The organism is Martelella sp. K41-7, from assembly GCF_055808365.1.
This window is the reverse complement of record NZ_CM147867.1, coordinates 2,544,921-2,557,241: the sequence shown is the minus strand read 5'-3', so window position 1 is coordinate 2,557,241 and position 12,321 is coordinate 2,544,921. Positions and strand designations below refer to the sequence as shown.

Annotated in this window: 8 protein-coding genes and 2 pseudogenes; 4 read left to right on the top strand and 6 right to left on the bottom strand. The window is 58.9% G+C overall.

Annotated elements, in window-relative coordinates:
* Nucleotides 1-21: 21 nt before the first annotated feature.
* The 6 genes and pseudogenes from guaD to AC0L7L_RS12110 all read right to left on the bottom strand — a co-directional run bounded on the left by guaD (nt 22) and on the right by AC0L7L_RS12110 (nt 8,133).
* Entirely contained in the window at nt 22-1,332 is a 1,311-nt protein-coding gene (gene guaD / locus AC0L7L_RS12135) for a guanine deaminase (RefSeq protein WP_473509229.1), read from the bottom strand.
* Entirely contained in the window at nt 1,329-2,570 is a 1,242-nt protein-coding gene (locus tag AC0L7L_RS12130; protein WP_473509227.1) for a urate hydroxylase PuuD, read from the bottom strand. Before AC0L7L_RS12130 ends, guaD begins: the two co-directional genes overlap by 4 nt.
* Nucleotides 2,571-2,667: 97 nt before the next feature.
* Nucleotides 2,668-3,495, bottom strand: coding sequence for a xanthine dehydrogenase accessory protein XdhC (xdhC, locus tag AC0L7L_RS12125; RefSeq protein WP_473513908.1), 828 nt, complete (start codon nt 3,493-3,495; stop codon nt 2,668-2,670).
* A 16-nt stretch (nt 3,496-3,511) separates the two neighbouring features.
* A complete protein-coding gene (gene xdhB, locus AC0L7L_RS12120; RefSeq protein ID WP_473509225.1) occupies nt 3,512-5,857 on the bottom strand; it encodes a xanthine dehydrogenase molybdopterin binding subunit in 2,346 nt (781 codons plus the stop codon).
* Between the two features lies 1 nt (nt 5,858).
* Entirely contained in the window at nt 5,859-7,322 is a 1,464-nt protein-coding gene (xdhA, locus tag AC0L7L_RS12115) for a xanthine dehydrogenase small subunit (RefSeq protein ID WP_473509223.1), read from the bottom strand.
* A 33-nt stretch (nt 7,323-7,355) separates the two neighbouring features.
* Nucleotides 7,356-8,133 (bottom strand): annotated as a pseudogene (locus AC0L7L_RS12110) (3-hydroxybutyrate dehydrogenase).
* 250 nt (nt 8,134-8,383) lie between these two features.
* Between AC0L7L_RS12110 and AC0L7L_RS12105 the strand changes: the two are divergent.
* From AC0L7L_RS12105 to AC0L7L_RS12090, 4 genes and pseudogenes are all read left to right on the top strand, one after another.
* The gene (locus AC0L7L_RS12105) at nt 8,384-9,430 is read left to right on the top strand and encodes an LLM class flavin-dependent oxidoreductase (RefSeq protein WP_473509221.1); all 1,047 of its coding nucleotides are present in this window, start codon (nt 8,384-8,386) and stop codon (nt 9,428-9,430) included.
* Nucleotides 9,431-9,458: 28 nt separating this feature from the next.
* Nucleotides 9,459-10,216: pseudogene (gene map / locus AC0L7L_RS12100) on the top strand (type I methionyl aminopeptidase).
* A gap of 132 nt (nt 10,217-10,348) precedes the next feature.
* Complete coding sequence (sbmA, locus tag AC0L7L_RS12095) at nt 10,349-11,620, top strand: peptide antibiotic transporter SbmA (protein WP_272212179.1); 1,272 nt, start codon at nt 10,349-10,351, stop codon at nt 11,618-11,620.
* Between the two features lie 94 nt (nt 11,621-11,714).
* Nucleotides 11,715-12,302 carry an NnrU family protein gene (locus AC0L7L_RS12090; protein WP_473509218.1) on the top strand — a complete coding sequence of 196 codons (588 nt, stop codon included), beginning with the start codon at nt 11,715-11,717 and terminating at the stop codon, nt 12,300-12,302.
* Nucleotides 12,303-12,321: the final 19 nt, after the last annotated feature.

Sequence of the window (12,321 nt, the reverse complement as noted above, 5' to 3'; positions counted from 1 at the left end):
AATCGGCTTTTGAGGTCGATGTCATAAACCGGATTTCAAAGGGCTGCCAGCCACATAGGTTTCCGCAACCGCCCTGTCGTCGCCCAATGTTTGTAACAGGAAAAGCTCTTCCGCAAGAGTGGAGACGGCATCCATCTTCAGCGCCATTGCGGGCGTGGCGCGGGCATCGAGCACCACGAGGTCGGCATCGCTGCAGGGGGCGAGCGTGCCGATCCGCTCAGAAAGCGAAAGCGCCTCGGCATTGCCAAGCGTCATGGCATGAAAGCTCTCAAGTGGGTTGAGACGTTCGCCGCGCAACTGCTGGATCTTGTAGGCCTCATCCATGGTCTTCAGCATGGAATAGCTGGTGCCGCCGCCGATATCGGTGGCGACCGCGATGCGCACAGGTTTGTCGCGGCGCTCATAGTCCTTGAACGGGAACAACCCCGAGCCGAGGAAGAGATTTGAGGTCGGGCAATGCACGGCCACCGCGCCGGTCTCGCTCAGAACATCGCGTTCACGCTCGGAAAGGTGGATCGCGTGGCCGAGTAGTGTCTTGTCGCCAAGCAGACCGTAGCGCGCATAGATATCGGTATAGTCTTTTGCTTCCGGGTAGAGTTCGAGCGCGCGCGCGATCTCGGCGGTGTTTTCGGAAAGATGCGTCTGGATATGGAGGTCGGGAAATTCCCGTGCCAGCGCCCCGGTCACGTCCATCTGCTCATGCGAGGAGGTGAGCGCGAAACGCGGGGAGATGACGACGTGATTGCGGCCCTTGCCATGCCATTCGGCAATCACCGTCCTGGTGTCGTCATAGGCAGATTGTGGCGTGTCGGTCAGCGCTTCCGGGGCGTTGCAGTCCATCAGCACCTTGCCGCCGAGCATCAGCATGTTGCGCTTGGAAGCCTCTGCGAAATAGGCGTCGGCCGAAGCCTTGTGCATCGAGCAATAGGCCACCGCCGTCGTCGTGCCGTGACGGATCATTTCGTCGAAGAAGGAAACCGCAATCCGCGCGCCATGGGCGGGATCGGCGAAACGCTGTTCCTCGACAAAGGTATAGGTGTTCAGCCATTCCAGCAGATTGCCGGCATAGGAGCCGATCACCTGCATCTGTGGAAAATGCAGATGGGTATCGATCAGCCCCGGCAGAATCAGATGCGGGCGGTGATCGACGATTTCGACACCCTCCGGGGCCCGCCCTTGCACCATATCGAACGGTCCGGACGCTAAAATGCGGCCCTCTGATATCAGCAGGCCGCCATCTTCCTCGTAAACAAAACTTTCCGTGTCCGAAATCGAACGGGGTCGGCGGTTGAAGCTTAGGAGCCGACCCCTCAAAATGCATGGTGGTGTCATTCAGTCTTCTTTCCGCTGGTGCTGGACTGGTACCAGGCCAGCAGTTTTTTCCGCTCGTCATCCGTCATACTGGTGACGTTGCCGGGCGGCATAGCATGGCTGCGGGCAGCCTGCAGATAGATCTGTCCGGCGCGCGCAGCAATTTCCGCATCGGTCTCGAAGCGGACATTGAGCGGCGGACGATGAATGCCTTCCCAGACCGGTTCGGCGGCATGGCACATGGAGCAGCGCGATGAGACGATCTCCTTTGCCGAGGCAAAATGCGGATCGTTCGAGAACTTCTCGAATGCTGGCGCAACCGCCATGTTCGGGTCCTCCGCCTTAAACAATTTGGGTGATGTCGAGAGCCACATCATCAGGATGAAGATGATCGCTGTCAAAAGCCATGTCCAGTTGGGCTGGCCCTTTCTGGCGTGCATGGTGTTGAAATAGTGCCGGATCGTGACGCCCATGAGGAACACCAATGCCGCGATCACCCAGTTGAAACTGGTGGCAAACGCCAGAGGATAGTGGTTCGAAAGCATGAAGAACAGCACCGGCAGCGTCAGGTAGTTGTTGTGCGTCGAGCGTTGCTTGGCTTCCTTGCCGAGTTTCGGATCCGGCGTTTTTCCGGCTTTCAGGTCGGCGACCACGATCTTCTGGTTCGGGATGATCACGAAAAACACATTGGCTGTCATGATCGTTGCGGTAAATGCGCCCATATGCAGGAAGGCGGCGCGGCCCGTAAACACATGCGTATAGCCCCAGGCCATCAGGATCAGCAGCACATAGAGCAGCAACATCAACCCGACCGTATGCTTGCCGAGCGGCGACTTGCACAGATAGTGATAAAACAGCCAGCCGATCGAAAGCGATGCGAGCGAGATCAGAATGGCCACCGTCGCGGACACGTCGAGAACGCTGCGGTTGACCAGAAACAGGTCGGCGCCGCCGTAATAGACCAGCACCAGCATCGCGAAGCCGGAAACCCAGGTGATGTAGGATTCCCATTTGAACCAGACCAGATGCTCGGGCATGCGCTCGGGCGCGACCATATATTTCTGGATATTATAGAAGCCGCCGCCGTGGACCTGCCACTCTTCGCCGGTCACACCTGCAGGCATGCCGGGACGCGCGACCAGCCCCAGATCCAGCGCAATGAAGTAGAAGGATGAACCGATCCAGGCGATTGCCGTGATGACATGCAGCCAGCGCACGGCAAATTGCGCCCACTCGTAGAAAATGGCCAGATCAAACATAAATTGTGCCCCCGATACTCAATCCGCCAGAATGATGCGAAATTTTGACGCGAAAAAAAGTGGCAGACTGCAATCTCTCTAAAATTATCGAAGTTTTTCAGTTCTTTGCCCGTTCGACGGGCACGCTGCCTGCTTTTGCGGCACAAATGACGTGGATAAGTTCGGATACAACCAGTGCGGCAATCACCGTTGGTCGCTTGTCGGCAACACCGGCGCCGATCGGCATGGTCAATCTGGAAAGTGCTGCTTCGCTGAGGCCCGCCTTGCGGGCGTAGCTGAAATAGGTTGCCCGCTTGGTCTGCGAGCCGATCATGCCGCAATAGGCAAGGTCATCGCGTTTCAGCGCTTCGGTTGCGATCAGGAAATCGAGCGCGTGATCATGGGTCAGGATGACCGCCGCGCTGCCGGCAGGCATGCGGGCGATCTCCGCTTCGGGCATGGGCGAAAGCCGAAGATTGACGGTCTCGGGCAGAGGCCCGGCCATTTCCGGCCGCGTCTCGATCAGGGTGATGTTGAAGGGGAGTGGGGCGAGCGCGTGCGCCAGTGCTGCACCGACATGGCCACCGCCGAAAATATAGATGCATGGGGCCGATGTCGCACTTTCGGTAAGCGATGACAGCAATGTCGCGACGGCCCCGTCATCGGCATGTTGAAAAGCAAGAACCGTGCGCCCGCCGCAGCATTGGCCAATCTCCGGCCCGAGTGGAATATCGAGCTGCAACGGTGCGTCATGCCCCTTGAGCAGACGGCGCGCGTGGTCGATGGCGATATATTCAAGCTGGCCGCCGCCGATGGTTCCGCATGTGGCGTCCTGCGAAACCGCCATAGCCGCGCCTTCCTCGCGCGGCGTGGAACCCCGGATTTCCGCCACTTTGACGATGATTGCGGGCTGGTGCTTGCTCAGAAAATGCCGGAATGTCGCGATTCTCGTCCATGGGCTTTTACGCCTTCCTCATCCGCTCCACGGCCATCAGCACGCGCTCCGGCGTTGCAGGCGCATCGAGTTTCGGGCAGACGCGGTAATCGGCAATGCTGGCAACGGCCATGGAGATCGCCTCCAGCGCCGAAATAGCCAGCATGAACGGCGGCTCTCCCACGGCCTTGGAACGGCCGATGGTCGGCTCGCGGTTTTCGGAAAAATCGGTTAGCTTGACATTGAAGATCTTCGGCCGGTCGGAGGCAAGCGGGATCTTGTAGGTCGAGGGCGCATGGGTTCTGAGCCGGCCCTTGTCGTCCCACCACAATTCCTCGGTCGTCAGCCAGCCAAGGCCCTGAACGAAACCGCCCTCAATCTGGCCAATATCAATGGCAGGGTTTAGCGAACGGCCGGCGTCGTGGAGGATATCGGTGCGGTCGAACATGTATTCGCCGGTCAGCGTATCGATAGAGACTTCGGTGCAGGCCGCGCCATAGGCGAAATAATAGAAAGGCCTGCCCCGGCCTGCCGCACGGTCCCAGTGGATCTTTGGCGTTTTATAAAAGCCTGCCGCGGAAAGTTGTACGCGGGCAAAATAGGCCGCCTTGATCAGATCCGGGAACGGCATTTCTTCCGCACCCACCCGCACCCGGTTCGGCAGGAATTCAACCTCCTCGGGCGCCACATTCCAGTTTTCGGCCGCAAACGCGACCAGCCGGTCGCGGATCTCTTTCGCACCGTTAAAGGCGGCCATGCCGTTGAGGTCGGTGCCGGATGAGGCTGCTGTGGCGGAGGTGTTCGGCACCTTGCCGGTGGTGGTTGCGGTGATCTTCACCCGGTCGAGATCGATCTGGAACACATCGGCGACGACCTGCGCGACCTTGATGTAGAGCCCCTGGCCCATCTCCGTGCCGCCGTGATTGAGCTGCACCGAGCCATCCTGATAGACATGGACGAGGGCGCCGGCCTGATTGAAGGCAGTCATGGTGAAGGAAATGCCGAATTTTACCGGCGTTAGCGCGATGCCCTTTTTGATGATCGGGCTGGTGTTGTTGAAATCGATGATCGCCTGTCGGCGCGCGCGGTAGTCGGTGGTCTTTTCCAGTTCCTCGACCACCGGCAGGATGATGTTGTCCTCGACCGTCTGGTGGTAGGGCGTTACATCCCGGCCGGAGCCGCTGGCCCCGTAGAAATTGGCCTTGCGGATATCGAGCGGGTCTTTCTGAAGCGCATAGGCGATCTCCTCGATGAACCGTTCGCCGGCCAGCATGCCCTGTGGTCCGCCGAAACCGCGATAGGCGGTGTTCGAGCAGGTGTGCGTTTTGAGCGGGCGCGAGACCATATGCACGTTCGGATAATAATAGGAGCTGTCGGCGTGAAACAGCGTGCGGTCTGTCACCGGGCCGGACAGGTCGGAGGAAAAGCCGCAGCGTGCTGCAAAGGTTGCGTCCACGCCCTCGATAACACCGTCATCGTCGAAACCGATATCGTAGAAGGCCACGAAATCATGGCGCTTGCCGGTGATCATCATGTCCTCGTCCCGGTCGGGGCGGACCTTGATGGCACGGTTCAGCTTCTTGGCCGCCAGCGCTGCAATTGCGGCAAAGCCGTTGCCCTGGGTCTCCTTGCCGCCAAAACCGCCGCCCATGCGCCGCTGATAGACGGTTACGGCGTTTGACGGAATGTCGAGCACATGGCCGACGATATGCTGGATTTCACTTGGATGCTGTGTCGAGGACCACACGGCGACTTCGTCGTCTTCGCCGGGAATGGCAAGCGCGATCTGGCTTTCCAGATAGAAATGCTCCTGCCCGCCGATCTCCATTTCGCCGGTGATCCGCCGGGGGGCGGACTTAATCGCGTTTTGCGCATCGCCACGCTTCAGCGTCATCGGGGTGATGACATTGGGCGCCTCATTGGCCAGTGCGTCGCGGACATTGGTCCAATAGGGCAGATCCTCATAGGTGATTTCTGCAAGCCGTGCTGCCGCGCGCGCCTGATGCCGGGTCTCGGCAATCACCGCGAACATGATCTGGCCGTGATATTCGACCTCTTCATTGGCAAACAGCGGCTCGTCATGATGGCCGCCAGAGGAGATGTCGTTGACGCCGGTCACGTCGCTTGCTGTCAGCACGGTCACCACGCCGGGCGCGTTTTCAACGGCGGACAGATCCATGGCGGTAACCCGCGCATGCGGACGGTCTGAGAGGCCAAGGCCGACATGCAAAAGGCCGGCGGGTTCGGGAATGTCATCAATGTATTCGGCGGTGCCGGCCACATGCTTGTGGGCGGAATCGTGCACGCGCGATTTGTGCATGCCGCCGGATATCTCGGCCTTGAGGGGGAGCGTGTCTTGGGTCTGCTTGTCCATCTCAGGCCTCCTCGCGCTCAAAGCGTGAAAGTTCCTGCGGGTTGCCACCGGTTTCCAGCAACAGACGGTTCAGCAGGTTTTTTCCGGCCAGCATCCTGTATGCGGCGGTTGCGCGCATATCGGTCATCGGCTGGTAATCGCTTTCCAGAGCCGCGCGAGCCGCTTCAACGGTTTCGCCGGTCCAGGGCTTACCGGCGAGAGCGGCCTCGACATGGCGCGCGCGCTTCGGGATACCCGCCATGCCGCCATAGGCGATGCGGATTTTTTCGACTGTGCCATCTGCTGCCAGTTGAAGACAGAACGCACCGCAGAGCGCCGAGATATCTTCCTCGCGGCGCTTGGAAACCTTGTAGACCGCATAATGCGCATCTGCCGCCGGTTTCGGCACGGTCAGGCTAAGGACGAATTCGCCCGGTTTTCTGTCCTGCTTTCCGTAGTCGAGGAAATAATCCTCAAGTGCAATGCTGCGGGTGCCGTTCGCCGATTGCAGCGTCAGTGTGGCGCCGAGCGCGATCAGTGCCGGCGGCGTGTCGCCGATCGGCGAACCATTGGCGACATTGCCGCCGATCGTGCCCATATTGCGCACCTGCTCGCCGCCGATCCTGTCGATCAGCCGGGCAAGGGCCGGGATCGATTTGGCAAGCGTCGGAAACGCTTCCGTGTAGGTGACGCCCGCACCGATGATGACGCTCTTCTCCGTCTCGGTGATGGTCTGCAGTTCTTCCAGATGGTTGATGAACACCATCGGGTTCAAAGCGCGCATCTGTTTTGTCACCCAAAGGCCGACATCGGTGGAACCGGCGACGATTGTGGCGTCGCGATATTCGCCGAGCGTTTCGGCAAGTGCTGAGGTGGAACCGGGAATGATCGCCCGGGCACTTTCATCGCCGACCACGATGGTCTCGTCGGTCTTCATCGCCGCAAGCCGGGCCATGATGGCGTCGCGTTCACGCGCAAGTGCATCGAAAACCGCATCGGGGCGCGTGGCGGATGCCTTTTCCGCAGCTTTGATGATCGGTTCATAGCCTGTGCAGCGACAGAGATTGCCCTGCAGCGCTTTTTCGATTGCCCGGCGCGACGGCTTTTCGTTTTCCATCCACAGCGCATAAAGCGACATCACGAAGCCCGGCGTGCAGAAGCCGCATTGCGAGCCATTCATGTCGACCATGGCCTGCTGGACGGGGTGCAGAGCGCCGTTCTTTGCGGCAAGGTGCTCAACGGTGACGACATGGGTGGCGTTCAGCGAGGCGGTGAAGCGGATGCAGGAATTGACCGTCTCGTAGACAAGACGACCGCGCGTCAACCGGCCAACCAGAACCGTGCAGGCACCGCAATCGCCCTCCGCGCAGCCTTCCTTGGAGCCGGTCAGGCGGCGGTTGATGCGCAGGAAGTCGAGCAGCGTCTCGGATGGCGACATCCTGTCGATCGCCACATCCCTGTCGTTCAAAACGAACCGTATCGTCATCAAAATTCCTTCAGAAAAAGTCCGTGGTCCGCGTTATTGCGCGGTCCAGCCGCCGTCAATCGAAATATGGGTGCCGGTGACCTGGCAGGCGTCGTCGCTGGCAAGGTAAAGCGCTGCGGCCGCGATCTGTTCGACGGTCACGAATTGCTTGGTCGGCTGGGCCGCGAGAAGAACATCGCTTTTGACCTGTTCTTCGCTCAGTCCGCGCGCCTTCGCCGTATCGGGGATCTGCTTTTCCACCAACGGCGTCAGCACGTAACCGGGACAGATCGCGTTGACGGTGATGCTGTCGCGGGCAAGCTCCAGCGCCACCGTCTTTGTCAGCCCCATCATGCCGTGCTTGGCCGCCACATAGGCGGATTTGAATGGCGAGGCGACAAGGCCGTGAGCCGAGACCAGATTGATGATCCGTCCATGGCCCGCCTTCTTCATCAGCGGCACCGCATGATGGATGGTATGGAACGAGCTGGTCAGGTTGATGGCGATGATCTGGTCCCACTTTTCCGGCGGAAAGTCCTCGATTGGGCTGACATGCTGGATACCGGCATTGTTGACGAGCACGTCGAGGCTGCCGAAGGTCCGTTCGGCGGTGGCGATCAGATCCGCGATTCTCGTCCGGCTTGGTCATGTCGGCGGGGTGATAGATCACAGATCCTTCGCCAAGGCTGCCGATCCGTTCGATGGCCTGGTTGATTGCCTCTTCCGCTCCGAACCCGTTGATGACCAGATTGTCACCGGCTTTCGCGAAGCCTTCGGCGATGCCGAGACCGATCCCGCTTGTGGAACCGGTCACCACTACAGTGCGCGTCATGATTTTCTGCCATTCCCGTTTTGTTGTTTGCCAGAAAGGTTATGCCCAAACCGGAAGCCATGCAATCGCCTGTAGGCAAGGGCAAGGTAAACAAATGCACCGGTCGAAGCGATTATGGCCCGCAGCTTTGAACGGGGTGTGAACACAGCGTTTCGCAAGTGGCAACGGCGGATCCCGTGACACGGGCGCTCGCCTGCTCCATATCAGGGGCGAGCAAAAATCAGCGTTTCCGGCGCGAAAGGACGAATTGATGGAACTGGGTGTATTCACATTTGCCGACGTCGACCCATCTGATGGCATCGATCGCGGACGCGAGGCAGAGCGGCGCATGAAGGATCTGATGGAGGAAATCAGGCTTGCCGACGCGGTTGGGCTCGACGTCTTCGGCGTCGGCGAGCATCACCGTGTCGATTATCTCGTCTCCTCACCGGCAACCGTGCTGGCAGGCGCTGCCACCACGACCAAAAATATCCGTCTGACGAGTGCGGTCTCGATCCTCTCCTCAGACGATCCGGTGCGGGTGTTTCAGCAGTTTGCCTCGGTCGATCTGCTGTCCTCCGGCCGTGCGGAAATCATGGCGGGGCGCGGCTCCTTCATCGAATCCTTCCCGCTGTTCGGCTATCCGCTGGAAGCCTATGATGAACTGTTCTCCGAAAAGCTCGAACTACTTTTGAAGATCCGCGAAAACGAGAAAGTCACCTGGTCAGGCAATACCCGCGCGCCGCTCGACAACCAGGCCATCTATCCGCGACCGGTGCAGAGCCCGCTGCCGGTGTGGATCGCCGCTGGCGGAACACCGCAATCGATGGCGCGGGCGGGCTTTCTCGGTCTGCCGCTGATCATCGCCATTCTCGGCGGCCAACCGCGCCGGTTTGCGCCATTGTTCGATATTCACCGCCAGGCGGGTCTGCAGGCCGGTCATGATCCGGCAAAGCTGAAACGCGGCATTTCCGTTCATGGTTTTCTGGCCGACACGGCTCAGGAGGCCGCCGATATCTTCTTTGAGCCACAAAAGGCCGTCATGGACCGGCTTGGGCGCGAACGCGGCTGGGGGCCGCAGGGCCGGGCGCAATTCGATGCCTCCATGGGGCCGGAAGGCGCGCTGTTCGTTGGCGGGCCGGAGGATCTGGCGCGCAAGATCGTGGCGCATCAGCGCATTTTCGGTCTCGATCGACTTATGATTCAGTTCGCTGTCGGGCTTGTGCCGCAAAAGGAAGTGTTGCATGCCATCGAGCTGTTCGGCACCAAGGTCAAGCCGATGGTGCATGAGATGCTTGCCGACGGCGAGCCGGTTTAAAGACGAAAGCTGCAGAAAGAGGGCCTGAATGATCATCACAACGGAAGAAGAACTCCAGGCCCTCAAGGAAATCGGTCGCATCTGCGCGAGTGCGATCGATGTGATGTCGAAGTCGCTCGAACCCGGGATCACCACGCTTGAGCTTGATCGAATCGGGCGCAAGTTTCTGGAAGACAACGGTGCGCAGTCCGCACCTGAAGTGACCTACCGGTTTCCCGGCGCGACCTGTATCTCTGTCAACGAGGAGGTTGCGCACGGCATTCCCGGTGACCGGGTGATTGCCGCAGGCGATCTCGTCAATATTGACGTTTCGGCTGAAAAGAACGGTTTTTTTCCGATACCGGCGCCTCCTTCGCCGTGCCGCCGGTGACCGCGAAGGTCAAACGCCTGTGCCGTGACGGCAAGCGGGCGATGTGGACCGGGATAAATCAGGTGAAGCCCGGCGGCGAATTTGCCGATATCGGCAACGCCATCGGCGCCTTTGCCAGGAAAAACCGCTATTCGCTGATCCGCAATCTCGCCAGCCACGGCATTGGCCGTTCGCTTCACGAAGAACCCGCCGAGCTTTCCACCTGGCCGGATCCGAGCGAGCGTCGTCTTATTTCCGACGGCCACGTGTTTACAGTCGAGCCGTTTCTCTCGCTTGGCGGTGAATTTGCCGAGGAGGAAGAGGATCAGGACTGGGTGCTTTATTCCATCCCGCAGGCACTGACGGTTCAGTTCGAACACACGCTGGTTGCAACGCGCAACGGACCGCTGATCCTGACGTTGCCGGAAGGCGAATAATCCCAATTCGCAGGTTGCAGTGCACAAGGACGTGACCGACCTGAATAATGTTTAATTTCTCTTTTAGGTGATTTTTGCCATAGATGGGCTAAGAAACCCTTCGTTTTTGCGCTTTTCCGGAAGGCCAGCCCCGTGTTCCAGTCGTTTTTTCCGAAGCCGAAACTGTTTTTTATTTCCGCTGTTTTCTGGGCGCTTTTGGGCGTCCTGCTCTGGTATACGGTCATGCGGGAGGTCGGGGTTGGTATCGGTTTTGCTCCCTATCCGCAGGGTGAACAGCCGATCGGTCTGGCGCATTTCATCACGCCCGACTTCCTCTGGTTTTATATCTACTACGCCTTCTTTTCGGTCACATTCGGCATTTTCTGGTGGTTTTTCGGCGATAACCACAAATGGCAGGCCTGGTCGGTCTGGGGCTCGTCTCTGATCATTTTCGTCACCTATTTCTCGGTGCAAATTTCGGTTGCGATCAACAATTGGCGGCGGCCATTCGGGGATACGCTGCAGGCAGCCCTTGAGGGCAATCAGGGCATTACCGAGGGTGATTTCTACTCGCTGATGCTGATCTTCTTCCAGATCACCTCGCTCAGTGTCATCATCTTCATTCTGTCGCGTTTCTTCATCAGCCACTATATCTTCCGCTGGCGCACGGCGATGAATGATTACTACACCGGCATGTGGGATCGGGTCCGTCATATCGAAGGCGCCTCCCAGCGTGTTCAGGAAGACACGATGCGCTTTGCCTCGATCATGGAGGGGCTCGGTGTCTCCATCATCGATTCGGTGATGACGCTGATCGCCTTTCTGCCGGTGCTGTTCTCGCTCTCAGCCTATGTGACGCATCTGCCGATCATCGGGCAAATTCCGGCACCGCTGTTCAACGCTGCAATTTTCTGGTCGCTGTTTGGAACGGTTCTGCTGGCTGTCGTCGGCATCAAGCTGCCGGGGCTCGAATTTCGCAATCAGCGCGTGGAGGCCGCCTATCGTAAGGAGCTGGTCTATGGCGAGGACCATGAGGACCGCGCCGACCCGCTGACACTGCGCGAGCTGTTCACCAATGTTCGCCGCAACTATTTCCGGCTTTACCTGCACTACACCTATTTCAACCTGTTCCGAAGTCTCTACCTGCAGGCCGATAACATCTTCGCCTATTTCATCCTGGTGCCGACGATGATCGCGGGCAAGATCACCTATGGTATCGTCCAGCAGATCCTGACGGCGTTCGGGCAGGTGTCGAGTTCGTTTCAGTATCTGGTGCTGTCCTGGACCACGATCATCGAGCTGATCTCGATCTACAAACGTTTGAAAGCCTTTGAGGCTGCAATCTTTGGCATGGATCTGCCGGAAATCGACCGTGAGGACTATCAGGAGCCGGGCGGCACGGTGGCCGATCCACAGCCGGACTGAGCCTCTGTGAAATAGAGCGGCCGAAGCGACTTCAATCCACGGCATTTCGGGCCTATTGTGAGCATGATTCTCGCACCCGCAGAGGAACTGCGCCATGGTCATGCTCATCATTGCCGTTTTGATTTTTACCGGCATTCATCTTGTTCACACCTTTGCACCGGGTTTCCGCCAGCAGATGATCGATCGTCTCGGCGAGAACGGCTGGAAGGGTGTATTCTCGCTTGCTTCCATTGCCGCGCTTGTGTTCATGATCTGGGCCTTCGGGCAGGCTCGGCAACAGGGTGTCGTTCTCTACACCCCGCCCTTCTGGATGGCGCATATCACCATCCTGTTGATGCTGATCGCGATGATTTGTCTTGCTGCGAGCTTTTTTCCACCGGGCAGGATCACGACCATGGCCAAGCACCCCATGGTGTTGTCGGTCAAGATCTGGGCTTTTGCGCATCTGCTGGCCAATGGCGAGGCGGCGTCCGTCATCCTGTTTGCGGGCCTGCTCGCCTGGGCCGTCATTCTTCGGATTTCGCTGGCGCGGCGGGAGAGGGCTGGCAATTACAGCCGCAAGCCATTCGTCTCGGCGCGCTATGATGCCTTCGCTTTCATCCTCGGCATTGTGCTCTGGGGACTGTTCATCTGGAAGGCTCATGTCTGGCTGATCGGCGTACCGATTTCATTCGGCATGTGAAAATCACCGATCCGGTGCA

What these genes read in the sequence shown, in the direction of transcription:
- guaD (WP_473509229.1), bottom strand. Translation starts at nt 1,332, where the DNA reads ATGACACCACCATGCATTTTGAGGGGTCGGCTCCTAAGCTTCAACCGC.
- AC0L7L_RS12130 (WP_473509227.1), bottom strand. Translation starts at nt 2,570, where the DNA reads ATGTTTGATCTGGCCATTTTCTACGAGTGGGCGCAATTTGCCGTGCGC.
- xdhB (WP_473509225.1), bottom strand. Translation starts at nt 5,857, where the DNA reads ATGGACAAGCAGACCCAAGACACGCTCCCCCTCAAGGCCGAGATATCC.
- xdhA (WP_473509223.1), bottom strand. Translation starts at nt 7,322, where the DNA reads ATGACGATACGGTTCGTTTTGAACGACAGGGATGTGGCGATCGACAGG.
- AC0L7L_RS12105 (WP_473509221.1), top strand. Translation starts at nt 8,384, where the DNA reads ATGGAACTGGGTGTATTCACATTTGCCGACGTCGACCCATCTGATGGC.
- AC0L7L_RS12090 (WP_473509218.1), top strand. Translation starts at nt 11,715, where the DNA reads ATGGTCATGCTCATCATTGCCGTTTTGATTTTTACCGGCATTCATCTT.